Raw genomic sequence first — 25,197 nt, 5'->3', positions numbered from 1 at the left:
AGGCGGCACCCACGCTATGACCGCAAACGAAATGTTTGCGGCGATGTTATGACGTTATTTGGATGCGTATGCGTTACTGACGACCAGAGTGACCAAAACCGCCTTCACCCCGGTCGGTGGCGTCAAAATCTTCCACCAGATTAAAATCGGCCTGTACCACCGGAACAAAAATCATCTGCGCGATACGTTCGCCAGGTTGAATGGTGAAACTGTCCTGACCACGGTTCCACACGGAGATCATCAGCTGACCCTGATAGTCGGAATCGATCAATCCCACCAGGTTACCGAGCACGATACCGTGCTTATGGCCCAGCCCGGAGCGCGGCAGCATCATCGCCGCCAGTGAAGGGTCGGCAATATGAATCGCCAGTCCGGTCGGCACTAGTGTAGTGTCGCCCGGTGCCAGTTCTACGGCGTCGTCGAGACAGGCGCGCAGGTCAAGTCCGGCAGAACCAGAAGTGGCATAAGTCGGGAGTGGAAATTCCTTCCCAACGCGCGGGTCCAGAATCTTAACGTCGATTTTCTTCATCATAACGGGTCACAATCTCGTCGAGTAATAATTGGCCAAGGAGCTCTTTTCGCTCAAGCGGTAAGATTTTATCGCCATCCTGCCAGAAAAGGTGTAATGCGTTTTTGTCGCTATTAAATCCCTGATTTTTTCTGGAAACATCGTTAGCGCAGATCAGATCAAGGTTTTTGCGGATACGTTTTTGCCGGGCGTATTCTTCCACATTATTTGTTTCGGCGGCAAATCCAACAACATAAGGCCTATGGTCTTTTAATGCGGCAACACCGGCGACAATATCGGGGTTTTTAACCATTTTTATTGTTAATTCATCACCCGGCGTAGCCTGCTTTTTGATTTTTTCGCTGGCAACGGTGGCTGCGCGGTAATCCGCGACGGCAGCACAACCGATAAATATATTTTGCTGTTGCACGGATGCCTTTACTGCGGCTTCCATCTCCAGTGCGGTTACCACATCAACACGTTTAACAAACGGTGGAGTCGGTAGCGAAACCGGGCCAGAAATCAGCGTGACGTTTGCTCCACGACGTGCAGCGGCTGCGGCAATGGCGAACCCCATCTTGCCGGAGCTGTGATTGGAGATGTAACGCACCGGATCGAGTGGTTCACGCGTCGGGCCTGCGGTAATCATAATGTTCAGATGTTTCAGGTCGTTGACGGGCGAAAAATGGGCGACCGCCATATCAACAATGGTTAACGGATCGAGCATTCGCCCTGGGCCGACATCACCACAGGCCTGGCTGCCGCTATCTGGCCCCCAGATCAGCAAACCGCGCGAGGCAAGCACCTCTAAATTATGCTGGGTGGCAGCAGCACGATACATCTGCTGGTTCATCGCTGGCAGCACGGCAACAGGTGCAGGAGTCGCAAGGCAAATCGTCGATACCAAATCATTCGCCATACCGGCAGCAATACGGGCAATCAAATCTGCCGTGGCTGGGGCAAGAATCACTAAATCAGCCCATTTCCCCAACTCAATGTGGCCCATTGCCGCTTCGGCTGCCGGATCCAACAGACTGTCGGAAACGGGATACCCAGAAACCGCCTGCAAACTAAGTGGAGTGATAAAGGCTTTTGCCGCTTCGGTCATTACCACACGGACGTCGGCCCCGCGATCGCGCAAACGACGCACCAGTTCAGGGGTTTTATAGGCAGCAATACCGCCGCTGACGCCGAGAACGATTTTTTTACCGGCCAGACTCATGATGATTTTTCCTGTTGGGTGACACCAGAAGTTGGCGATTTTATCACAATACTTTTGTTGTCGTGCTTTCACCTGAGAATCACTTTGCGAGGCGCTTTCCAGTACTGAAAACTGACCGTCGATTTAATCGGTCGACCATGACAGGATGCGCTCTCCACAAAGGAGGTGAAGGTGAAAAGCAATGCAGAATTGTTGATGCCACGCGAAAAAATGCTGAAGTTGGGCATTAGCTCGTTAACGGATGTTGAACTGCTGGCGCTATTTCTGCGTACAGGAACGCGCGGTAAAGATGTGTTAACCCTGGCGAAAGAGATGCTGGAGAATTTCGGTTCTCTTTACGGATTGTTATCCTCCGAATACGAACAATTTAGTGGCGTTCATGGAATTGGTGTGGCGAAATTCGCCCAGTTAAAGGGAATTGCCGAACTGGCGCGACGTTACTACAACGTGAGGATGCGCGAAGAAAGCCCGTTACTCAGCCCAGAGATGACGAGGGAATTTTTACAAAGCCAGCTTACGGGCGAGGAGCGTGAGATCTTTATGGTGATCTTTCTCGACTCACAACACAGGGTACTTACCCACAGCAGATTGTTCTCCGGCACACTAAACCATGTAGAAGTCCATCCGCGTGAGATTGTTCGCGAAGCGATAAAAATAAACGCGTCGGCACTGATCCTTGCCCATAATCACCCTTCGGGTTGTGCTGAACCCAGTAAAGCGGATAAACTCATCACCGAACGGATAATAAAAAGTTGTCAGTTCATGGAATTACGCGTGCTCGACCATATCGTGATTGGGCGTGGAGAATATGTTTCTTTTGCCGAACGCGGCTGGATTTAACCCGCTATGCGCGATCCTTCGGGATCTTTGTCTGTTCGGGACTTGAGCACATCGCCGAGTCAGCGTATACTACGCCACCTTTGAGAATCTCGGGTTTGGCATTTGGGCCTGGCAATCGAGAGTTCACATAGAACTGCGATGACCGGGCTGTAAAGCCTGACGAGGCGCCAATACCCCATACGAAGCTCGAGCTAATTTGATTTTTGGAGAATAGACATGTCCCGAGTCTGCCAAGTTACTGGCAAGCGTCCGGTGACCGGTAACAACCGTTCCCACGCACTGAACGCGACTAAACGCCGTTTCCTGCCGAACCTGCACTCTCACCGTTTCTGGGTTGAGAGCGAGAAGCGTTTTGTCACCCTGCGCGTATCTGCTAAAGGTATGCGTGTAATCGATAAAAAAGGCATCGATACAGTTCTGGCTGAACTGCGTGCCCGTGGCGAAAAGTACTAAGTACTTAGAGGAAATAAATCATGGCTAAAGGTATTCGTGAGAAAATCAAGCTGGTTTCTTCTGCTGGTACTGGTCACTTCTATACCACTACGAAGAACAAACGTACTAAGCCGGAAAAACTGGAACTGAAGAAATTCGATCCAGTTGTTCGCCAGCACGTGATCTACAAAGAAGCGAAAATTAAATAATTCTCGCTTTAATGTAACGAAAAACCTCGCTCCGGCGGGGTTTTTTGTTATCTGTTTGCCCCCATATTGACTGCATCTGTTCATTCCCGGAGATGCTATGCCTGAATTACCAGAAGTTGAAACCAGCCGTCGCGGAATAGAACCGCATCTCGTTGGTGCGACTATTCTTCATGCGGTGGTGCGCAACGGGCGCTTGCGCTGGCCGGTTTCGGAAGAAATCTACCGTTTAAGCGACCAACCAGTGCTTAGCGTGCAGCGCCGGGCTAAATATCTGCTGCTGGAGCTGCCAGAGGGCTGGATTATCATTCATCTGGGTATGTCTGGCAGCCTGCGTATCCTTCCAGAAGAACTTCCCCCTGAAAAGCATGACCATGTTGATTTGGTGATGAGCAACGGCAAAGTGCTGCGCTATACCGATCCGCGCCGCTTTGGTGCCTGGCTGTGGACCAAAGAGCTGGAGGGGCACAATGTGCTGGCTCATCTTGGGCCTGAGCCGCTTAGCGACGATTTCAACGGTGAGTACCTGCATCAGAAGTGCGCGAAGAAAAAAACGGCGATTAAGCCCTGGCTGATGGATAACAAGCTGGTGGTGGGCGTGGGGAATATCTATGCCAGCGAATCACTGTTTGCGGCGGGGATCCATCCGGATCGGCTGGCGTCATCACTGTCGTTGGCGGAGTGCGAATTGTTAGCTCGGGTGATTAAAGCGGTGTTGCTGCGTTCGATTGAGCAGGGCGGTACAACTCTGAAAGATTTTCTACAAAGTGACGGTAAACCGGGTTATTTCGCTCAGGAATTGCAGGTTTACGGGCGTAAAGGCGAGGCGTGTCGGGTGTGTGGTACGCCGATTGTGGCGACTAAACATGCGCAACGGGCGACGTTTTATTGCCGGCAGTGCCAGAAGTAATTCATGCGAGCCGGATGGTATACCATCCGGCATAAAAGTTACGCTAATTTTGCCATCAATGCCTGATGGACATTCTCCGGCAGGAAATGGGTGACATCGCCCTGATGGCGCGCCACCTCTTTAACCAGGGATGAAGAGATAAACGACCACTCTTTTGAAGGCATCAAAAAGACACTTTCCAGTTCTGGCATTAAGTGGCGATTCATATGTGCCAGCTGCATTTCATATTCAAAATCTGCAACTGCGCGCAGGCCACGAATCAGCACCGTAGCGTGTTGATTACGCGCGAAGTTGGCCATCAAATCACTAAACCCGACCACTTCAACGTTTCCCAAATGCGCGGTTGCCTGCTGTGCCAGCGCCACGCGCTCTTCCAGGGTAAACATCGGTTTTTTACTGGGGCTGGCGGCAATCGCCAGAATAACGTGATCGAACATCTGCGTGGCGCGCGTCACGATATCGATATGACCATTAGTAATGGGATCGAAAGTACCCGGATAAATCGCCCGTTTTTGCATAACAACCTCAATGCGTTTTCGGTGGCAGGTAAGGTTCCAGCAGTTGAAGCAGACGCTGCAGCGCGCCCTGGTTTTGATACAGCACTTCAACGGCATGACGGCCATAAAAACTACGGTAATCGGCGTCGGTGAGTAAAGAGGAAATCTCTTTTTCCAGCGACGCGGCATCAGTGACGGTAATCAGCCCGCTTGCCTGCTCCAGCCGTGCGCAAATGTCTTTAAAGTTAAAGGTATGCGGCCCCATCAGTACCGGAATGGCGTGTGCAGCGGCTTCCAGCGGATTATGCCCACCGCGTTCGACCAATGAACCGCCAACAAAAGCGAGATCGGCAATGCCATATAGCAACATCAACTCGCCCATCGTATCGCCAACTACCACTTGTGTACTGGCGGAAGGGATTTCTCCGGAAGAGCGTGTGATATAGCTTAGTCCAGCCTGGCGGACCAGGTTAATCGCATCCGGGAAGCGTTCCGGATGGCGTGGAACAAGAATGAGCAATAAATTCGGGAACTGCTTTAACAGCGCCTGATGTGCGGCAATCACCACGCTTTCTTCGCCATCATGGGTACTGGTGGCAATCCATACCGGGCGATGCGGTGCCCACTGGCGGCGCAGCGTTACTGCTTTAGCAGCCAGTTGTGGCGTTACAGAGATATCGAATTTCAGGCTACCGGTAACGGTAACCTGATTGTTTTTTGCGCCCAGCGCCACAAAACGCGCGCCATCTTCTTCATTTTGGGCGGCAATCAGCGTAATACGACGCAGTAAGCGACGAACGAATTTGCCCAGTTTTGCATAACCTGCCGCAGAGCGAGCAGAAAGTCGCGCGTTGGCGATAACCAGCGGAATTTTACGTTTATGTAGCGCCGCAATCAGGTTAGGCCATAGCTCGGTTTCCATAATCAACACCAGTTTAGGGTCGACTTTATTAAGGAAACGGTTAAGCGCATCGGGCAGATCGTAAGGCAGATAAACGTGCTGAACATCCTTCCCAAACGCCGATTGTACGCGCTCTGAACCGGTTGGCGTCATGGTCGTAACAGTAATCGGCAAATCAGGGTAGCGATGACGCAGCGCGCGCACCAACGGGATCGCCGCCAGGGTTTCACCGACGGAGACGGAGTGCAGCATAATGCCGCCTGGTTTCAGCGGATGGCGGTAAAAACCGTAACGTTCACCCCAGCGTTTTCGATAGGCCGGAGCCTTACGTCCGCGCACCCAGAGCCGTATCCAGATCAACGGCTGAATAAGGTAGAGAAGGGCGGTGTAAAGCAATTCGAGCATAATAAATAGCTGACTTATGGATGTGCTGGGGATTCTATGTATTTAACTGGGGCTTTACCATTACTTTTCCCGTTTTTGACTTAAATAGCTTCTGTTTGGTCTGATCTGCCGCGACATCTTCAGTTTTTTTGTATTTTTATGCGATTCATTGAAACCCGACCCAATTTGCAACTCTATATAGGCATCGTTCGTACCAGAATTATCTGTATATTGTTTTTTATCTGTATGATTTTTATGATTAAAAACTATTTTGTGTATAAAAAACATTCGGGTCGGATTGCTGCGAAAGAAATGATACACTAGCACGCCAAAGTAAGTGCGTTATCAGTATTCAGGTAGCTGTTGAGCCTGGGGCGGTAGCGTGCTTTTTTTCTGCTTAACTTAACCAGACAATCATACAAAAGAGTCGCTAGTGGAAAAGCCATTTCGAAATATCCTGGTCATAAAGATGCGATATCACGGAGATATGTTATTAACTACTCCTGTAATCAGTACACTCAAGCAGAATTATCCCGCTGCAAAAATCGATATGCTGCTTTACCAGGATACAATTCCGATTTTATCTGAAAACCCAGAAATTAATGCACTCTACGGTATAAGCAATAAAGGTGCGGGAACATTCGATAAAATTAAAAATGTGCTTTCGTTGATAAAAACTCTGCGTGCGAATAATTATGACCTGGTCATTAATCTTACGGATCAATGGATGGTAGCACTTCTGGTACGTTGTTTACCTGCACGTATGAAAATATCGCAACTTTATGGTCATCGGCAGCATAGTATTTGGAAAAAAAGCTTTACACACTTAGCGCCAATACACGGTACACATATTGTTGAGCGTAATTTATCGGTCCTTGAGCCATTAGGTATTACCGATTTCTACACCGACACAACAATGAGTTACGCCGAGGATTGCTGGAAGAAAATGCGGCAGGAATTAGATGCTCTGGGCGTGAAAGATCATTATGTCGTCATCCAACCGACAGCTCGTCAGATATTTAAGTGCTGGGATAACGATAAGTTTTCTATGGTTATCGATGCTTTGCAACGGCGCGGTTATCAGGTTGTGCTGACCTGTGGGCCTTCGGAAGATGATCTCGCCTGTGTAGATGAAATAGCGCAAGGCTGCCAAACAAAACCTATCACTGGCCTTGCAGGTAAAACACGGTTTCCTGAACTGGGTGCGTTAATTGATCATGCCGTACTCTTTATTGGTGTGGATTCTGCGCCAGGGCATATTGCGGCGGCGGTGAAGACGCCAGTTATTAGCCTATTTGGAGCCACTGATCATGTATTCTGGCGTCCATGGACCGATAATATTATTCAATTCTGGGCGGGTAATTATCAACAAATGCCTACCCGGCACGAACTTGACCGCAACAAAAAATATCTTTCTGTTATTCCTGCGGAAGATGTCATTGCCGCTACGGAAAAGCTGTTGCCAGAAGATGCTCCTTCAGCTAACAGGAATGCATAATTATGATCGTGGCGTTTTGTTTATATAAATATTTTCCATTTGGTGGTCTACAGCGTGACTTTATGCGTATTGCGTCAACAGTTGCCGCACGGGGTCACCATGTTCGCGTATATACACAGTCGTGGGAAGGCGATTGTCCGGAAGCATTTGAGCTTATTCGCGTACCGGTTAAATCCCATACTAACCATGGACGTAATGCAGAATATTATGTCTGGGTACAAAATCATCTCAAAGCGCATCCTGCGGATCGTGTCGTTGGGTTTAATAAAATGCCTGGGCTGGATGTCTATTTTGCCGCCGATGTCTGTTATGCCGAGAAAGTGGCGCAAGAAAAGGGATTTTTCTATCGTTTAACATCACGCTATCGCCATTATGCTGCATTTGAGCGAGCGACTTTCGAACATGGTAAATCGACGAAACTTATGATGCTGACCGATAAGCAAATCGCCGATTTCCAGAAGCATTACCAGACTGAACCAGAACGTTTTCAAATTCTTCCCCCCGGCATCTATCCGGACAGGAAATACAGCGAGCAAATCCCAAACAGTCGTGAAATATATCGTCAGAAAAATGGCATAACCGAACAACAAAATTTATTGCTACAGGTTGGGTCAGATTTCGGTCGTAAAGGTGTGGATCGCTCAATTAAGGCTTTGGCATCGTTACCGGAATCATTACGCCACAATACGCTTTTGTTTGTCGTTGGTCAGGATAAACCACGCAAATTTGAAGTGCTGGCAGAAAAACTTGGGGTACGTAGCAACGTGCATTTCTTTTCCGGGAGGAATGACGTGTCTGAATTAATGGCTGCGGCAGATCTCTTACTGCATCCCGCTTACCAGGAAGCTGCAGGTATTGTTCTCCTTGAGGCGATCACCGCTGGATTACCTGTTTTGACCACCGCAGTATGTGGATACGCGCATTATATTGCAGATGCTAATTGTGGAGCGGTTATCGCGGAACCATTCCTTCAGGAAGAATTAAATGCGATCTTACGCAAAGCGTTAACACAGTATTCGCTACGAATGGCCTGGGCGGAGAATGCTCGCCATTATGCCGATACTCAGGATTTGTACAGCCTGCCAGAGAAAGCCGCAGATATCATTACAGGTGGTTTAGATGGTTGAATTAAAAGAGCCGCTTGCCACACTTTGGCGTGGTAAAGATGCTTTTACAGAAGTTAAAAAACTGAATGGCGAAGTCTTTCGCGAACTCGAGACACGTCGAACATTACGTTTTGAACTGGCTGGGAAAAGCTATTTCCTTAAATGGCACAAAGGTACGACCTTAAAAGAAATTATAAAAAACCTGCTCTCATTGCGTATGCCCGTTTTAGGCGCAGACAGAGAGTGGCACGCTATTCATCGACTGCATGATGTCGGTGTTGATACGATGCACGGTATAGGGTTTGGTGAAAAAGGGTTAAATCCATTAACCCGCACATCATTTATTATTACCGAAGATCTCACTCCTACGATTAGCCTTGAAGATTATTGTGCAGATTGGGCAATTAATCCTCCTGATATACGTGTTAAGCGTATGCTGATTACACGAGTGGCAACCATGGTGCGTAAAATGCACGCAGCAGGAATAAATCACCGTGATTGTTATATCTGCCACTTTTTGCTTCATTTACCGTTCACTGGCCGGGAAGATGAATTAAAAATTTCGGTAATAGACCTGCATCGTGCGCAGATACGGGCAAAAGTACCACGTCGTTGGCGGGATAAAGATTTGATTGGTCTATATTTTTCATCGATGAATATTGGCCTGACGCAAAGAGATATATGGCGATTTATGAAGGTTTATTTTGGGATGCCTTTACGCAAAATATTATCTCTTGAACGTAATTTATTGAACATGGCAAGTCTTAAGGCCGAGCGTATTAAAGAGCGAACTCAACGCAAAGGTTTATAAGAATATTTATCAGTATGTACTGGAACTAACTTCATTATGACTATTTATTTTATAAACTGGGTTGCAGATTATGAATTAAAAATGATCCAGTACTTGAAAAGAAAGTATAAGATAAAAAACATAACAACTCCAAAAAAATACAACTGGCTTAATAAGAAAATTTCGAAGTTAGGGATGGATAATGCATGGTTGGGGCGATTATTCATCAAACATAACCTTAATGCTGTAAAAAAGGATGATATAATTATCTTTAATGACAGTGTGATTAATAAAGGTATTAACAAACAAATATTAAAAAATATTAATTGTCATAAGGTTTTGCTGCTAAGAAATACTGTTAGCGAAGATTTTATTCTTGATAACTCTAATTATTTTGATATTATCTATGATTTTGAACATAGATTTATAGGGAATGAAAAGACCAAAGCAATAGAACAATTTTTTCCTATAGGGATGGAGGAAATCACAAGATATAGTTTATCTGACAAAAATAACAACCAGCCAATATGTTTTTTCCTTGGTCGTGATAAAGGGCGCCTTCAAATAATTAATGAATTAGCTGATAGATTAACAAAGCTAGGATGTAAGCTTGATTTTAATGTTGTGAAAGATAAGACATCCTCTCCGACTTCAAAGTATTTGATTGAAAAACAAATACCCTATGAAGAAAATATTAGAAGAACATTAAGTTCTAATATAATTGTTGATATAACTAAAGAAAACCAATCTGGCTGGACTCTTCGGATACTCGAAGCATTATTTTTCAATAAAAAATTAATTACTAATAATATAAATATACTTGGTTCAGAAATCTATAGTGAGTCTCGCTTCTTTATAATAGGTCATGATGATTGGGATACGTTAGAGTATTTTATTAACTCATCTGTTAAACCAATGGATTATGATAGTTTATATAAATTCAGTCCTGATAAAATGATGTCAATAATTGTTTCTGATTTTATAGACAAATAAAACATTAAAACAGTGAGTTTTACTCAATTAATGAGAATTTCTATGAAAATAGCGTTTATCGGCGAAGCTGTTTCAGGATTTGGCGGTATGGAAACAGTCATTCGAGATGTTATTACCACCTTCAGACAACAAAATATCCAAAGTGAAATGTTTTTCTTTTGCCGTAACGACAAAATGGATAAGGGATGGCTGGAAGGTATTAAGTACTCGTGTTCATTTTCCAACATTCGCTTAGGTTTTTTACGTCGGGCGAAGCATATTCATGCTTTAAGCAAATGGCTTCAGGATTATCAGCCAGATGTTGTTATTTGTATTGATGTCATCTCATGTTTGTATGCGGCAAAAGCTCGTAAAAAATCTGGAGTTGATGTACCTGTATTTTCATGGCCGCATTTTTCTTTAGATCATAAAAAGCATGCTGAATATATCATCTGTGCCGACTATCATTTAGCAATCAGCTCCGGTATTAAACAACAAATGATTAACCGGGGTGTACCAGAATCGACGATAAACGTTATTTTTAACCCTGTCGAAGCGAAAGATTCCGTCATTCCCGCACCCGAGGAAGGTGAAACGGCAACATTTATTTATGTTGGGCGCATGAAATTCGAAGGTCAAAAGCGCGTAAAAGATCTGCTTGATGGCTTATCACAAGTGCAAGGTGACTGGAAACTTCATGTATTGGGAGATGGTTCCGATTTCGAAAAATGCCAGGCTTATGGTAGGGAGTTAAATATTGATGATCGAATTGTCTGGTATGGTTGGCAACAACATCCCTGGGAATTAGTTCAGCAAGATATTAAAAAAGTGAGTGCGTTATTACTCACGTCATCTTTTGAAGGTTTCCCTATGACTCTACTTGAAGCCTTATCGTGGGGGATTCCTTGTATCAGTGCAGATTGTATCTCCGGGCCTGCTGACATCATCCAGCCTGATGTTAATGGTCATTTATATCAACCGGGGAATATAACCGGTTTTGTCGCTCTTCTCAATAAATACATAGCCGGCGAAATTCACATCGCACATGAAAAAATTCCGGCATCGATTGATAAGTTTTACCAGCAGAAATATTACGACAGATTACAAAATATAATTATTTCTGTTATTTCCCGGAGGAAATGATGCAGCAGGTTTTTTTCCAGGAGACTGAGTTTCTCAATTCAGTTATTGATTACAATTATAAAGTGGAAACAGAAAATCTTTGTCTGGATATTGCTTATGGAACTGACAAAAATTTTCTTTTTGGTTGCGGAATTTCGATTGCTTCAATATTAAAATATAATGAAGGAAATCGCTTATGTTTCCATATTTTCACTGATTATTTTTGTGAAGATGAACAGAAATATATTGCTGCTCTGGCTCAGCAATATAAAACCAGGATTAAGGTATATTTAATTAATGGCGATCGGCTCCGTTCATTGCCAAGTACCAAGAACTGGACTCATGCAATTTATTTTCGTTTTGTTATTGCAGATTACTTTATCAATAAAACACCTAAAGTTCTATATCTGGATGCAGATATCATTTGTCAGGGAACTATAGAACCACTTATTAATTTCACGTTTCCTGATCATACAGTCGCAATGGTTGTTACCGAAGGACAAAATGACTGGTGGGAAAAACGTGCACATTCGTTAGGTGTTGTGGGGATTGCTAAAGGTTATTTTAACTCTGGTTTTTTATTGATCAATACTAACCAATGGGCAGTTGAGCAGGTTTCTGCACGAGCCATTGCAATGTTAAATGATCCAGAAATAGTAAAAAAAATAACACATCCTGATCAGGATGTATTAAATATGCTACTGGCAGATAAACTTATTTTTGCTGATATAAAATACAATACCCAGTTTAGCTTAAATTATCAGCTCAAAGAAAGTTTTAAAAATCCAGTAACCAGCGATACTATTTTTATCCATTATATTGGTCCGACCAAGCCCTGGCATGATTGGGCCTGGGATTATCCTGTATCACAAGCCTTTATGGAGGCAAAAAATGCTTCGCCATGGAAGAATACGGCGTTGCTGAAACCAAACAATAGCAATCAATTAAGGTATAGCGCAAAACATATGCTGAAAAAGCATAGATATCTAAAAGGATTTAGCAATTATCTTTTCTATTTTGTTAAAAAGATAAAGCATTAAACTGGGAATCTATAAAGTAATGATATAAGGGTAGCCCTGTGGACTCATTTCCTGCCATAGAGATAGATAAAGTTAAAGCCTGGGATTTTAGGCTAACTAATAAAAATACTTCTGAATGTTTAAATGTTGCCTATGGTGTCGATGCTAATTATCTTGATGGTGTAGGTGTTTCTATCACATCAATTGTCCTAAATAATCGACATATTAATCTTGATTTTTATATTATTGCTGATGTTTATAATGATGATTTTTTTCAAAAGGTCGAAAAACTTGCAAGGCAGTACCAATTAAGAATCACGCTTTATAGAATTAATACTGATAAGCTTCAGTGCTTGCCTTGTACACAGGTCTGGTCAAGAGCAATGTACTTTCGTTTGTTTGCGTTTCAATTATTGGGTCTGACGCTTGATCGTTTACTTTATCTTGATGCGGATGTTGTTTGTAAGGGTGATATTAGCCAACTACTGCATCTGGATTTAAACGGAGCGGTGGCTGCTGTTGTTAAAGATGTTGAGCCAATGCAGGAAAAAGCGGTATCCAGGTTGTCTGATCCTGAACTACGGGGACACTACTTTAATTCAGGAGTAGTTTATTTAGACTTAAAGAAATGGGCTAATGCAAAACTAACAGAGAAAGCATTATCTATTCTTATGAGTAAAGATAATGTTTATAAATATCCTGATCAAGATGTTATGAATGTTTTATTGAAAGGGATGACAATATTTTTGCCTCGTGAATTCAATACTATTTATACCATTAAAAGCGAATTAAAAGATAAAACACATCAAAACTATAAAAAGTTGATTACAGAGAACACGCTTCTCATCCATTATACAGGAGCAACTAAACCGTGGCATAAATGGGCAATTTATCCATCGGTAAAATATTTTAAAATAGCGTTAGATAATTCGCCATGGAAAAATGATTCTCCCAGAGATGCAAAATCAGTTATCGAATTTAAGAAAAGATATAAGCATTTGTTAGTCCAGCATCATTACGTAACCGGTGTTATAGCAGGGGTCCGTTATCTTTACCGAAAATATTACAGTAAATAACCTTTAATTGGCTTATCATGATTCAGAAAAATAAGATTAAAGATTTTGTTGTTTTTACTGATGACAACAATTCAAAGTACCTCAATGTATTAAATGACTTTTTATCTTATAATATTAAGATCATCAAAGTGTTTCGTTCTATTGATGATACAAAAGTCATGCTTATTGACACCGATTACGGTAAGTTGGTGCTTAAGGTATTTTCTCCAAAAATTAAACGCAACGAGCGGTTTTTTAAATCTCTATTAAAAGGTGATTATTACGAACGCCTTTTTGAACAAACCCAAAAAGTGCGAAATGAAGGCTTACATACTCTCAACGATTTTTATTTATTAGCAGAGAGAAAAACCTTACGATTTGTCCATACATATATCATGCTTATCGAGTATATTGATGGCATAGAGTTGTGTGATATGCCCGATATTGATGATGTGCTAAAAAATAAAATTCAGCAATCAATTAATGCCTTGCATCAACATGGCATGGTTTCTGGTGATCCTCATCGTGGTAACTTCATTATAAAAAATGGTGAAGTTCGAATTATTGATCTCTCCGGGAAACGTGCTTCAGCGCAGCGGAAAGCGAAAGACCGTCTTGATTTAGAGCGTCATTACGGTATTAAAAATGAGATTAAGGATCTTGGTTATTATCTTTTAGTTTATCGTAAAAAAATGCGCAATATTATGCGGCGTTTGAAAGGAAAACCAGCACGCTAAAGCATAAATATCCCACAATTACGCGTCTTCGTTAGGCATTTTTATACGGAGTTATTTATTTCACAGGTTTATCATGAAGAATATTCGATACATTGACAAAACGGATGTTGAAAACCTGATTGAAAATAAAACATCTGATGATGTTATTATTTTTCTATCTGGTCCCACATCGCAAAAGACGCCTTTGTCGATATTACGGGCAAAGGATATTATTGCTGTCAATGGTTCTGCGCAATATCTGTTAAGTCATAATATTGTTCCCTTTATTTATGTACTTACAGATGTTCGTTTTTTACATCAGCGTCGTGATGATTTTTATAATTTTAGCCAGAGAAGTCGTTATACCATCGTAAACGTTGACGTTTATGAACACGCCTCCGAAGAAGATAAACTTTATATCCTCCAGAATTGTCTCGTACTACGGTCATTTTACCGTAGAGAAAAAGGTGGATTTATAAAGAAGATTAAATTCAACATATTAAGTCAGATTCATAAAGAACTGCTGATCTCTGTACCGTTATCTAAAAAAGGCCGGCTGGTCGGGTTTAGCAAGGACATTAGTCTTGGTTATTGCTCATGCCATACTATTGCTTTTGCTGCAATCCAAATCGCATATTCACTGAAGTATGCGCGGGTCATTTGTTCCGGCCTGGATTTAACGGGTAGTTGTTCGCGTTTCTATGACGAAGATAAGAATCCTATGCCTTCGGAGTTGAGTAGAGATTTATTCAAAATCTTACCGTTTTTCCGCTTTATGCGTGACAATGTAGAAGATATTAACATTTATAATTTGTCTGATGATACAGCGATTCAATATGATATTATTCCATTTATGAAAGCGTCAGAAATTGAAGAGTCTTGTAGTTTGATAAAATAAGCTAATATCTTTTATTTGTTTACGTTATTTTATAAAAATATTGGGGTTATTTAATAATGATTAAAAAAATAATATTTACCGTCACGCCAATATTTTCTATACCGCCAAAAGGAGCAGCAGCGGTAGAAACGTGGATTTATCAGGTAGCAAAAAGGCTTTCGATTCCAGCAACTATCGCCTGTATTCGAAATGATGGTTACCCGGCCTATACAAAAGTAAATGATAATTGTGATATTCATTACATTAGTTTTAGTCGAGTCTATAAACGACTTTTTCAAAAGTGGACTCGACTTGATCCTGTGCCGTATTCTCAGCGTATTTTAAATACTCAACCTAAAAATGCTGATCTGAAAGAATCTGTTATTGTTATTCACAATAGCATGAAGCTGTATAAACAGATTCGTGACAGAAGTCCTCAAGCGCAGCTAGTTATGCATCTTCATAATGCTTTCGAGCCTGGTCAGTTAGACAAAAATGCAAAGATAATTGTTCCTAGCCAGTTTCTGTTCGATTTTTATTCGGAAAAAATGCCTGATGCAACTATTGCTATTGTGCCTAATGGTTTTTGTTCTGAATCGTATAGACAAAATAATACTGAAAATTTGAGGCAGAAGCTGAACATTGATGCGAATGATACTGTGCTATTATTTGCAGGAAGGATATCGCCAGATAAAGGTTGCCTGATGCTTATGGAGGCTTTTAATCAGCTGAATAAGACACAAGATAACCTCAAACTGGTGATCGTCGGTGATCCTTTTGCCAGTAAAAAAGGTGAAAAAGCTGAATATCAGAAAAAAGTTCTGGATGCAGCGAAAGCTATTGGTGCGCAATGCATTATGGCGGGTGGACAGTCACCAGAGCAGATGCATAATTATTACCGTTTAGCTGATTTAGTTATTGTGCCTTCTCAGGTAGAAGAGGCTTTTTGTATGGTAGCTGTTGAAGCGATGGCGGCAGGTAAACCTGTACTTGCCAGTCAAAAAGGTGGAATCAGTGAGTTTGTTCTGGAAGGAATTACAGGCTATCACCTTGCAGAGCCTATGACATCTGAAAGTATTTTCGCGGATATTAAGCGAGTTTTAGCTGATGCTAACAGAGCGCAACTTGCTGAAAATGCCCGGAATTTTGTTTTCTCAAAATATAGTTGGGAACATGTAACTCAGTGCTTTGAAGCACAAATACAAGACTGGTTTGGTTAAACAATTATTTGATTTTAAGAGCCTGCCTGAAATTAATGTCAGGCAGGCTTTTTTTTATTTATTCCGCATTGCTAACAGTAAACCAACAATTAAGCCAATTGGTTTAAGATCAACTTCCTCGAAGTTTCCTCGAATAATATAAAAGCCTACAAGAGTTAAAAATAGTAGTAATTGACCATTATAAGGAGTGACCACAACTTTTTTAAAGGTTGCATTAGCTGTTTCTTTAATAATAGAGCCATACAGATAAAGCAAAGCGAGTAGTCCAGCTAAACCTGCTGCAAACCAAATTGATAAAACAACGTTGTGTGGTCCAATGGATTGCCTGAACGTCCATGACGGAAAATCTACGACACGCTGATTATATATTGCATGGTAAATATCATCGCCGTAGCCATATCCCTTAAGCGGATTTTCCATAATTAATGTCCACGCCGTACCCTGTGTACCATTGGTATAGCGATAAGAACTGTCAGTCTGTTGAAGTTTATAAATAAGTCTATCTTTATCAGCATCATCAGCTTTATAGACAAATACACACGCCGCTGCAACAGAAATGACGATGGATGTCATCATCAGTAATTTCCACTGGCGATTTAAGATTAACCATAGCAGGGTAACAATGAATACAGCCAGCCACGCACCACGGGAGAGCGTTCCTAAAAGCAGAAATAAGAAAACTGCACTAAAAATTATAAAACCTATTTTATAAGATGTTTTCTTGATAAACCAAAGGTTTAATAATGCAGGAAACAAAAATACCATTGAGTCGGAAATACTACGGTGCTCATAGGTCGTAAATGGCATTATCCCTTTATTATAATCTTGAATATAGAGAATAATTTCAACAAGGCAGCGCAACCCAAGTCCGGTAACTAATGAGTATAGTACAATTTTACCGATGCTTTCATTATCTTCATCTTTTAATAATGCGGGTATAAGTAAACTATATGCCAAAAATCCTTTAAGTACCGTGTTACTGAATTCTTTAAAACTTATTTTCAGGTCAGGTGATATGAATGTGGCATATAAAAGAATGAGCGACAGTGCTATGACACTATAAAAAAGATTATTTTTATAGAGTGTTTTAAATGTTCCTGGAGCACGAGAAACTTGATAGATTACCGTGATGATCATTAATACTGATATAATATGCTTATAACGGGTAATGCCATCAAGGAAAAAGGTTGCAATAAAGAGGAATACCAACGCTTTATTCCAGTATGGTTTCCAGTTCTCTTTATTACGCAGCGCCATCGAGGCTGTTAACATTGCTTATCCACCATCTTAAATAATATATAATGTGTTAATCAGGACTTGGTTTTTTTTAATACTGCTTCTGCAGTCAGATGAGCGAGATCTTTATCCGGCGCCCTACAAACCACCTGATTCTTCCCATATCCGCCAATTAATCCCGGATCGGTCGGTCCATATACAGTAATATTTTGTTTATCCAGAGCCGCAGTTAAATGGCTTAATCCCGTATCCACCGAAACCACGAATTTCGCCCCGGCCAGCACGCTGGCAACACCTTCCAGACTCATCTTCGGCAATACGTCGACATAATCAAATCCTTCCGCCAGCCTTTTCGCCCGCGCTTCTTCATGTGGCGCGCCCCAGGGAAGTTTAATGCGAATCCCTGAACCTGCCAGTAAACCAATTAATTCTCGCCAGTGTTCTTCCGGCCAGTGTTTATCATCACGGGTCGTCGCATGAAGAAATACGACATATTCGCCAGCATCCGTCGGCAGGTTAGCCAGGAAATGCTGCGCAATGGCATAGTCGCCCTGAGTCTGTGGTTTGCTGTAACCCAGGCTTTTGGCGAACAGCTCACGGGTGCGCTCTACGGCGTGCTGCTGCTTTGCAATATGATGCTTGCGATTGTAAAACAGGCTTGCCAGTGGTTCGCGAGCGGTTTGCCAGTCCATTCCATGCTTAATACCATGCGCCAGACGTGTCACCAGCGCGGCACTTTTTACCAGCCCTTGCGCATCAATAATCGCGTCATAGTTTTCTGCCTGTAGCGTTTCACGAAACGCTTTCCGCTCCGCTTTAATAGGGGCAGAAAACCACGCTTTACGCCAGCGACGTATCGCTACCGGAATAACCCGTTCAACGGCGGCGTGCCAGGAAGGGATCTGTGCAAAGCCTTCTTCCACCACCCAATCAAACTTTATTCCAGGGATTGCCTGCTGTGCATCGGTTAGCGCGGGCAGCGTATGGAGGACATCGCCCATCGACGATGTTTTGACGATAAGAACCCGCATCCGTCAGGCTTCCTCTTGTAACAACAGTGCGTTGAGTTCTTCCAGCACGCGCTGTGGCGTAATGTCGATCAGACTCTGGTGATACCCTTCTGCGGCATCGCCTTTACGCACTTTGTGGTAGCCAGTAATCAGACGAATTACTCGCGCTTTATGAGAAAGCGGCGGCGTAAAGTCCGGGCTGCTTGGCCCATACAGTGCGACCAGCGGACGATTCAGTGCTGCTGCGACGTGCATCAGACCGGAATCGTTGGTGACTATGGCTTTACAGGCCGCAATCAGAATAACGGCTTGATCAAGCTGTGTTTCTCCCGCCAGATTACGACACCATGCCTGCTGCTCGGTATTCAGTGCAGCGAGTATCTCATTGCCCGCTTCATGATCTTTCGCCGAACCAAACAGAACCACCTGATAACCTTCATCAATTAGCTGCTTTGCCAGCTCTGCGTAGTGGTAGTGCGGCCAGCGTTTTGCGGGGCCAAACTCCGCGCCCGGGCAAAAGCCAATCATCGGACGTTCTGATGAGAGGGAAAATTGGTTACAGGTATACGATTTTTCACCTTCGCTCACCTGCAATTGCGGCCATAACAACGGTTTTGGTAGATCTTGTGCGGTACGCATTACGCCTTTGTCATAGGCCAGCGCGACATAGCGTTCCACCATTAGCGGCCAGTCTTCTTTATCAAGCACACGCACATCGTTGAGTAAACCGTAGCGCATTTCACCGCGCCAGCCGGTGCGATGTGGAATGCCCGCGAAGAAAGGCACTAATGCGGATTTAAAGGAGTTGGGTAAGACGTAGGCGCGGTCGTAACGTTTTTCGCGCAGGCTATGTCCCAGCTTGCGGCGTTCGCTGATCTCCAGCGCCCCGTGACCGAGGGGCATAGGGATAGCTTCGTTAACTTCCGGCATCCGCGACAATAACGGACGGCACCACGCCGGTGCCATCACGTCGATTATTGCCTGGGGATAGCGCGCCTGGAGCGTGCGATAGAGACTTTGCGACATCATCATGTCGCCAACCCAAGACGGGCCTATCACCAAAATCTTCATAGTTACGCGTCGCGATTCAGCCAGGCCATATATTCCGTTACACCTTCAGCAACGGTTTTGAACGGTTTGTCGTAACCCGCCGCGCGCAGATTAGTCAGATCCGCCTGAGTAAACGCCTGATAGCGGCCTTTCAGTTTATCCGGGAACGGAATGTATTCGATCTGACCTTTCTTGTGATAAGCAAGCGTAGCATCTGCTACGGCCTGGAAGGATTCTGCACGACCAGTACCGAGGTTGAAGATGCCGGAAACGCCATTTTCCAGGAACCACAGATTCACATCTGCCACGTCGCCCACGTAGACGAAGTCGCGTTTAAAGTTCTCGCTACCTTCGAACAGTTTCGGTGATTCACCGTTGTTAAGCTGGGTGTTGAGATGGAAAGCGACGCTCGCCATGCTGCCTTTATGACCTTCACGCGGCCCATAAACGTTGAAATAACGGAAGCCAACAATCTGCGAGTTCGCTTCTGGCAGAATTTGACGAACATATTCATCAAACAGGAATTTTGAGTAACCGTAGACGTTTAGTGGTTTTTCGTATTCACGGGATTCAATAAAGTCGGAGGTGCGTCCGCCATAGGTCGCTGCGGAAGATGCATACAGGAACGGAATTTCGCGCTCCAGACAGTAGTGCAGCAGCTCTTTGGAGTATTGATAGTTGTTATCCATCATATACTTGCCATCCCACTCGGTGGTGGATGAGCACGCGCCTTCGTGGAAAATCGCTTCGACATCGCCGAACTCTTCGCCAGCCATAATCTGGATCAGGAAGTCTTCCTTATCCATATAGTCCGCGATATTCAGATCCACCAGGTTCACAAACTTGGTGCCGTCTTTCAGGTTGTCCACCACCAGAATATCGGTGATGCCTTTATCATTCAGGGCCTTAACGATGTTGCTGCCGATAAAGCCCGCGCCGCCGGTAACGATGATCATAACTGTAACCTTCGAATTATGGAGTCAGAGACAATCTCAGACACGAATACTTCTATCATATCACTACACGACGTTGGCTTCAGCCATTCGCCGAAAGTGAGAGTGATGGGCGTTATTTATTCTAAATTTTACAGAAGTGTTAACGCGTCATCTCGTCGCGACCTATAAGTTTGGGTAATATGTGCTGGAATTTGCCCTGTCTGGAGAATCGCAATGCGTGGAGAATTTTATCAGCAGTTAACCAACGACCTGGAAACCGCACGGGCGGAAGGGTTGTTTAAAGAAGAGCGCATTATCACGTCTGCGCAGCAAGCAGACATCACTGTGGCTGATGGAAGCCACGTCATCAACTTTTGTGCCAATAACTATCTTGGGTTGGCGAACCACCCAGAGCTGATTGCGGCAGCAAAAGCGGGAATGGATTCTCATGGTTTCGGCATGGCTTCAGTACGTTTTATCTGCGGCACTCAGGATAGCCATAAAGAGCTTGAGCAGAAACTGGCGGCATTCCTGGGTATGGAAGATGCGATTCTCTACTCTTCCTGTTTTGATGCCAACGGCGGCCTGTTTGAAACGCTGCTGGGCGCGGAAGACGCCATTATCTCCGACGCACTGAACCACGCGTCTATTATTGATGGTGTGCGTCTGTGCAAAGCCAAACGCTATCGCTACGCCAACAACAATATGCAGGAGCTGGAAGCGTGCCTGAAAGAGGCGCGTGAAGCCGGGGCGCGTCATGTTCTGATCGCCACCGACGGCGTGTTCTCGATGGACGGCGTGATTGCCAACCTGAAAGGCGTTTGCGATTTGGCAGATATTTACGATGCGCTGGTGATGGTGGATGACTCCCACGCGGTTGGTTTTGTCGGTGAAAACGGTCGTGGTTCCCATGAATACTGCGATGTGATGGGTCGTGTCGATATTATCACCGGCACGCTGGGTAAAGCCTTAGGTGGTGCTTCCGGCGGTTACACTGCGGCGCGCAAAGAAGTGGTTGAGTGGCTGCGCCAGCGTTCTCGTCCGTACCTGTTCTCCAACTCACTGGCACCAGCCATTGTCGCCGCTTCCATTAAAGTGCTGGAGATGGTCGAAGCGGGCAGCGAACTGCGTGACCGCCTGTGGGCTAACGCGCGTCAGTTCCGTGAGCAAATGTCGGCGGCGGGCTTTACCCTGGCGGGAGCCGATCACGCCATTATTCCGGTCATGCTTGGCGATGCGGTAGTGGCGCAAAAATTTGCCCGCGAGCTGCAAAAAGAGGGCATTTACGTCACCGGTTTCTTCTATCCGGTCGTACCGAAAGGTCAGGCGCGTATTCGAACCCAGATGTCTGCGGCGCATACCCCTGAGCAAATTACGCGTGCGGTAGAAGCGTTCACGCGTATTGGTAAACAACTGGGCGTAATCGCCTGAGTGAGGATGTGAGATGAAAGCGTTATCCAAACTGAAAGCGGAAGAGGGCATCTGGATGACCGACGTTCCTGAACCGGAACTCGGGCATAACGATCTGCTGATTAAAATCCGTAAAACAGCCATCTGCGGGACTGACGTTCACATCTATAACTGGGATGAGTGGTCGCAAAAAACCATCCCGGTGCCGATGGTCGTAGGCCATGAATATGTCGGTGAAGTGGTAGGTATTGGTCAGGAAGTGAAAGGCTTCCAGATTGGCGATCGCGTGTCTGGCGAAGGTCATATCACTTGTGGTCACTGTCGCAACTGTCGCGGCGGTCGTACCCATCTGTGCCGTAATACGGTGGGCGTTGGCGTTAACCGTCCGGGATGTTTCGCCGAGTATCTGGTGATCCCAGCCTTCAACGCCTTCAAAATTCCCGACAATATCTCCGACGACCTGGCTTCCATTTTTGATCCCTTCGGTAACGCCGTGCATACCGCGCTGTCGTTCGATCTGGTGGGTGAGGATGTGCTGGTCTCCGGTGCAGGCCCGATTGGTATTATGGCGGCGGCGGTGGCGAAACATGTCGGCGCGCGTAATGTGGTTATCACCGACGTTAATGAATATCGTCTCGAACTGGCGCGCAAAATGGGTATCACGCGCGCGGTTAACGTCGCGAAAGAAAATCTCAATGACGTGATGGCGGAGCTAGGCATGACCGAAGGCTTTGATGTCGGTCTGGAAATGTCCGGTGCGCCGCCAGCGTTTCGTACTATGCTCGACACAATGAACCACGGTGGCCGTATTGCGATGCTGGGTATTCCACCTTCTGACATGTCGATCGACTGGACAAAAGTGATCTTTAAAGGCTTGTTCATTAAAGGCATTTACGGTCGTGAGATGTTCGAAACCTGGTACAAGATGGCGGCGTTGATTCAGTCTGGTCTGGATCTCTCACCAATCATTACCCATCGTTTCTCCATCGATGATTTCCAGAAGGGCTTTGACGCCATGCGTTCGGGCCAGTCCGGGAAAGTTATCCTGAGCTGGGATTAACACGAATAAGGGCTGGTATTCCAGCCCTTTTGCCTGAGGATAATCCGTTAAATATGTAAAATCCTGTCAGTGTAATAAAGATATCGTAATTGCGCTGATCTCTTATATAGCTGCTCTCATTATCTCTCTACTCTGAAGTGACTCTCTCACCTGTAAAAATAATATCTCACAGGCTTAATAGTTTCTCAATACAAAGCCTGTACAACGTTAGGGTAACTTCAGAGGTCGTCGGTAATTTATGATGAACAGCACCAATAAACTTAGTGTTATTATTCCGTTATATAATGCGGGCGGTGATTTCCGCACTTGTATGGAATCTTTAATCGCGCAAACCTGGACTGCTCTGGAAATCATTATTATTAACGATGGTTCAACGGATAATTCTGTTGAAATAGCAAAGTATTACGCAGAAAACTATCCGCACGTTCGTTTGTTGCATCAGGCGAATGCTGGCGCATCGGTGGCGCGTAATCGCGGGATCGAGGCAGCGACGGGCAAATATGTTGCTTTTGTCGATGCTGATGATGAAGTCTATCCCACCATGTACGAAACGCTGATGACAATGGCGTTAGAGGACGATCTCGATGTGGCGCAGTGCAATGCTGACTGGTGTTTTCGTGAAACGGGAGAAACCTGGCAATCTATCCCCATCGATCGCCTTCGCTCAACCGGCGTATTAACCGGCCCGGACTGGCTGCGGATGGGACTTTCTTCTCGCCGCTGGACTCACGTTGTCTGGATGGGTATTTATCGCCGCGACGTTATTGTAAAAAATAACATTAAATTTATTGTTGGATTACATCATCAGGATATTGTATGGACAACAGAATTTATGTTTAACGCGCTGCGTGCGCGATATACCGAACAATCGTTATATAAATATTATCTGCATAATACGTCAGTGAGTCGGTTGAATCGACAAGGGAATAAAAATCTTAATTATCAACGGCACTATATTAAAATTACCCGCCTGCTGGAGAAATTAAATAGAAATTATGCCGACAAAATTACGATTTATCCGGAATTTCATCAGCAAATAACTTACGAAGCATTGCGCGTTTGCCATGCAGTGCGCAAAGAGCCGGATATTATTACCCGCCAGCGGATGATTGCCGAGATATTTACTTCCGGCATGTATAAACGTCTGATTACTAATGTCCGCAGCGTAAAGGTAGGTTATCAGGCATTACTGTGGTCTTTCCGCTTATGGCAATGGCGCGACAAAACACGGTCGCACCATCGCATTACGCGCAGCGCCTTTAATTTGCGCTAGCGTTAAACTTCGCCGCTTCGGGCTGTTTGCCCCAGCCCTGCCACTGATGCTGGAAGTAAACGATCAGCGTGCTCTGGCTGATGCTTTCGCTTAATACTTCAAAGAAGCGATTAGCATAAACAGGTTCTATCGGTTTCTTCGGTTTGCACAGCTTCACGCCACGGAACGGATTACGCGGTGCATCGGGCACAGTGTTCTTCGGCGGTGTAGACGTATCGACCTGCGGTTCATTCAGCAAGCTGCTGGCTTTCACCAGCGTAATGTCTGGCGGCAGGTTATAAACCATCTGTTGCAATACGCGAACTGTTGAAGGGTGAGGATGACCAATGGCGATGGTTGAACCGTTGCGACGCGCCAGGTCAATTGCGCGATTGAACTGCATACGGATGTCCGCTTCGTTCTGGGAATCATCGAGAAACACTTTCCGTTTGATGACTTTTACGCCAGTACCTTGTGCGGCGCGCATCGCCTGGGTATTACCGATAGTCACACTGTCGAGGAAGTAAAGATTGTAACGCTCCAGCGCCTGCATCACTTTCTGCATACCAAAAAGGTTAGAGGTCATCTTGCTGCCCATGTGGTTGTTGATCCCCACGGCATAGGGCACGTTATTGACCGCGCTGCGAATAATGCGCTCAATCTCGTCGCTGCTCATCTCCGGGCGCAGCGTATTTTTCTCCAGCGGCTGCTTACTCAGCGGTGCCATCGGTAGATGAATCAATACTTCGTGACCGCTGTTATGCGCTTTAGTCGCCATCTCTCTGGCGTGTGGCGAGTCGGGTAACACGGCGACAGAGATAGCGGAGGGCATCGCCAGCACCTGGTTTTCGTTGTGCGGGCGATAACCAAAATCATCAATGACGATGGCAAGTTTGCCAGCAAGTACAGGGGAGGAGAGAGCCAACAGAGCGGCAAATGCAAGAACGTTACGACGAAATGGAAACAAAA

General features: G+C 44.8%; 26 protein-coding genes. 17 read left to right on the top strand and 9 right to left on the bottom strand.

The genetic code is table 11. The annotated features are described in order from the left end of the window. Nucleotides 1–73: 73 nt before the first annotated feature. Both dut and coaBC read right to left on the bottom strand, forming a co-directional pair. Nucleotides 74–532: a dUTP diphosphatase gene (gene dut, locus WES_RS00555; RefSeq protein ID WP_000976068.1), complete on the bottom strand. Its 459-nt coding sequence runs from the start codon at nt 530–532 to the stop codon at nt 74–76. Continuing rightward, on the bottom strand, nt 510–1,730 hold the full coding sequence (coaBC, locus tag WES_RS00560) for a bifunctional phosphopantothenoylcysteine decarboxylase/phosphopantothenate--cysteine ligase CoaBC (protein WP_016159944.1): 1,221 nt from the start codon (nt 1,728–1,730) through the stop codon (nt 510–512). Before coaBC ends, dut begins: the two co-directional genes overlap by 23 nt. 171 nt (nt 1,731–1,901) lie before the next feature. Here coaBC and radC point away from each other — a divergent pair, with 171 nt between their 5' ends. The 4 genes from radC (at nt 1,902) to mutM (ending at nt 4,118) form a co-directional block, all read left to right on the top strand. After that, complete coding sequence (gene radC / locus WES_RS00565; protein ID WP_010356042.1) at nt 1,902–2,570, top strand: RadC family protein; 669 nt, start codon at nt 1,902–1,904, stop codon at nt 2,568–2,570. Between the two features lie 216 nt (nt 2,571–2,786). Further along, nucleotides 2,787–3,023 (top strand): 50S ribosomal protein L28, encoded by a 237-nt coding sequence (gene rpmB / locus WES_RS00570; RefSeq protein WP_000091955.1) that lies wholly within the window; start codon nt 2,787–2,789, stop codon nt 3,021–3,023. 20 nt (nt 3,024–3,043) lie between these two features. Further along, the gene (gene rpmG, locus WES_RS00575) at nt 3,044–3,211 is read left to right on the top strand and encodes a 50S ribosomal protein L33 (protein WP_001051798.1); all 168 of its coding nucleotides are present in this window, start codon (nt 3,044–3,046) and stop codon (nt 3,209–3,211) included. A gap of 97 nt (nt 3,212–3,308) precedes the next feature. Next, entirely contained in the window at nt 3,309–4,118 is an 810-nt protein-coding gene (gene mutM, locus WES_RS00580; protein WP_016159945.1) for a bifunctional DNA-formamidopyrimidine glycosylase/DNA-(apurinic or apyrimidinic site) lyase, read from the top strand. A gap of 38 nt (nt 4,119–4,156) precedes the next feature. Here mutM and coaD read toward each other — a convergent pair whose 3' ends face one another. Both coaD and waaA read right to left on the bottom strand, forming a co-directional pair. Then, nucleotides 4,157–4,636 carry a pantetheine-phosphate adenylyltransferase gene (gene coaD, locus WES_RS00585; protein ID WP_001171866.1) on the bottom strand — a complete coding sequence of 160 codons (480 nt, stop codon included), beginning with the start codon at nt 4,634–4,636 and terminating at the stop codon, nt 4,157–4,159. Between the two features lie 7 nt (nt 4,637–4,643). Continuing rightward, on the bottom strand, nt 4,644–5,921 hold the full coding sequence (waaA, locus tag WES_RS00590) for a lipid IV(A) 3-deoxy-D-manno-octulosonic acid transferase (protein WP_000891555.1): 1,278 nt from the start codon (nt 5,919–5,921) through the stop codon (nt 4,644–4,646). 412 nt (nt 5,922–6,333) lie between these two features. Between waaA and rfaQ the strand changes: the two genes are divergently transcribed. The 10 genes from rfaQ to WES_RS00640 all read left to right on the top strand — a co-directional run bounded on the left by rfaQ (nt 6,334) and on the right by WES_RS00640 (nt 16,275). Further along, nucleotides 6,334–7,398, top strand: coding sequence for a lipopolysaccharide core heptosyltransferase RfaQ (gene rfaQ / locus WES_RS00595; RefSeq protein WP_016159946.1), 1,065 nt, complete (start codon nt 6,334–6,336; stop codon nt 7,396–7,398). A gap of 2 nt (nt 7,399–7,400) precedes the next feature. Continuing rightward, nucleotides 7,401–8,525: a lipopolysaccharide glucosyltransferase I gene (rfaG, locus tag WES_RS00600; RefSeq protein ID WP_016159947.1), complete on the top strand. Its 1,125-nt coding sequence runs from the start codon at nt 7,401–7,403 to the stop codon at nt 8,523–8,525. After that, the gene (gene rfaP, locus WES_RS00605) at nt 8,518–9,315 is read left to right on the top strand and encodes a lipopolysaccharide core heptose(I) kinase RfaP (protein ID WP_016159948.1); all 798 of its coding nucleotides are present in this window, start codon (nt 8,518–8,520) and stop codon (nt 9,313–9,315) included. The genes rfaG and rfaP overlap by 8 nt, the downstream gene beginning before the upstream one ends. 36 nt (nt 9,316–9,351) lie before the next feature. Further along, complete coding sequence (rfaS, locus tag WES_RS00610; RefSeq protein WP_016159949.1) at nt 9,352–10,287, top strand: LPS core biosynthesis protein WaaS; 936 nt, start codon at nt 9,352–9,354, stop codon at nt 10,285–10,287. Nucleotides 10,288–10,329: 42 nt separating this feature from the next. Then, entirely contained in the window at nt 10,330–11,409 is a 1,080-nt protein-coding gene (gene waaB / locus WES_RS00615) for a lipopolysaccharide 1,6-galactosyltransferase (RefSeq protein ID WP_016159950.1), read from the top strand. Next, on the top strand, nt 11,409–12,428 hold the full coding sequence (gene waaO / locus WES_RS00620) for a lipopolysaccharide 3-alpha-galactosyltransferase (protein ID WP_016159951.1): 1,020 nt from the start codon (nt 11,409–11,411) through the stop codon (nt 12,426–12,428). The genes waaB and waaO overlap by 1 nt, the downstream gene beginning before the upstream one ends. A gap of 38 nt (nt 12,429–12,466) precedes the next feature. Then, on the top strand, nt 12,467–13,483 hold the full coding sequence (gene rfaJ / locus WES_RS00625; RefSeq protein WP_016159952.1) for a lipopolysaccharide 1,2-glucosyltransferase RfaJ: 1,017 nt from the start codon (nt 12,467–12,469) through the stop codon (nt 13,481–13,483). Between the two features lie 17 nt (nt 13,484–13,500). Beyond that, a complete protein-coding gene (rfaY, locus tag WES_RS00630; RefSeq protein ID WP_000615157.1) occupies nt 13,501–14,199 on the top strand; it encodes a lipopolysaccharide core heptose(II) kinase RfaY in 699 nt (232 codons plus the stop codon). A 73-nt stretch (nt 14,200–14,272) separates the two neighbouring features. Continuing rightward, the gene (gene waaZ, locus WES_RS00635) at nt 14,273–15,076 is read left to right on the top strand and encodes a 3-deoxy-D-manno-oct-2-ulosonate III transferase WaaZ (RefSeq protein ID WP_016159953.1); all 804 of its coding nucleotides are present in this window, start codon (nt 14,273–14,275) and stop codon (nt 15,074–15,076) included. A gap of 56 nt (nt 15,077–15,132) precedes the next feature. After that, the gene (locus tag WES_RS00640) at nt 15,133–16,275 is read left to right on the top strand and encodes a lipopolysaccharide N-acetylglucosaminyltransferase (protein WP_016159954.1); all 1,143 of its coding nucleotides are present in this window, start codon (nt 15,133–15,135) and stop codon (nt 16,273–16,275) included. Nucleotides 16,276–16,329: 54 nt separating this feature from the next. Here WES_RS00640 and rfaL read toward each other — a convergent pair whose 3' ends face one another. The 4 genes from rfaL to rfaD are packed head-to-tail and all read right to left on the bottom strand — an operon-like array spanning nt 16,330 to nt 20,527. Then, nucleotides 16,330–17,547, bottom strand: coding sequence for an O-antigen ligase RfaL (rfaL, locus tag WES_RS00645; RefSeq protein WP_016159955.1), 1,218 nt, complete (start codon nt 17,545–17,547; stop codon nt 16,330–16,332). A gap of 38 nt (nt 17,548–17,585) precedes the next feature. Further along, on the bottom strand, nt 17,586–18,542 hold the full coding sequence (gene rfaC, locus WES_RS00650; protein WP_016159956.1) for a lipopolysaccharide heptosyltransferase RfaC: 957 nt from the start codon (nt 18,540–18,542) through the stop codon (nt 17,586–17,588). A 3-nt stretch (nt 18,543–18,545) separates the two neighbouring features. After that, nucleotides 18,546–19,592 (bottom strand): ADP-heptose--LPS heptosyltransferase RfaF, encoded by a 1,047-nt coding sequence (gene rfaF / locus WES_RS00655; RefSeq protein WP_000699257.1) that lies wholly within the window; start codon nt 19,590–19,592, stop codon nt 18,546–18,548. Nucleotides 19,593–19,594: 2 nt separating this feature from the next. Further along, on the bottom strand, nt 19,595–20,527 hold the full coding sequence (gene rfaD, locus WES_RS00660; protein ID WP_000587764.1) for an ADP-glyceromanno-heptose 6-epimerase: 933 nt from the start codon (nt 20,525–20,527) through the stop codon (nt 19,595–19,597). A 213-nt stretch (nt 20,528–20,740) separates the two neighbouring features. On the opposite strand from rfaD, the gene kbl reads away from it, so the two are divergent. The 3 genes from kbl (at nt 20,741) to waaH (ending at nt 24,249) form a co-directional block, all read left to right on the top strand. Continuing rightward, on the top strand, nt 20,741–21,937 hold the full coding sequence (gene kbl / locus WES_RS00665; protein ID WP_016159957.1) for a glycine C-acetyltransferase: 1,197 nt from the start codon (nt 20,741–20,743) through the stop codon (nt 21,935–21,937). 13 nt (nt 21,938–21,950) lie between these two features. Continuing rightward, on the top strand, nt 21,951–22,976 hold the full coding sequence (gene tdh, locus WES_RS00670) for an L-threonine 3-dehydrogenase (RefSeq protein WP_000645984.1): 1,026 nt from the start codon (nt 21,951–21,953) through the stop codon (nt 22,974–22,976). 238 nt (nt 22,977–23,214) lie between these two features. Then, nucleotides 23,215–24,249 (top strand): UDP-glucuronate:LPS(HepIII) glycosyltransferase, encoded by a 1,035-nt coding sequence (waaH, locus tag WES_RS00675; protein ID WP_000982120.1) that lies wholly within the window; start codon nt 23,215–23,217, stop codon nt 24,247–24,249. Here the strand turns inward: waaH and WES_RS00680 are convergent. Then, nucleotides 24,236–25,195, bottom strand: a complete 960-nt coding sequence (locus tag WES_RS00680) for a divergent polysaccharide deacetylase family protein (protein WP_000483845.1) — start codon at nt 25,193–25,195, stop codon at nt 24,236–24,238. The genes waaH and WES_RS00680 overlap by 14 nt on opposite strands. Between the last annotated feature and the right edge of the window lie 2 nt (nt 25,196–25,197).

The organism is Escherichia sp. KTE31 (assembly GCF_000407925.1).
GTDB lineage: Bacteria > Pseudomonadota > Gammaproteobacteria > Enterobacterales > Enterobacteriaceae > Escherichia > Escherichia ruysiae.
This window is presented reverse-complemented; position numbering and strand designations above follow the sequence as displayed.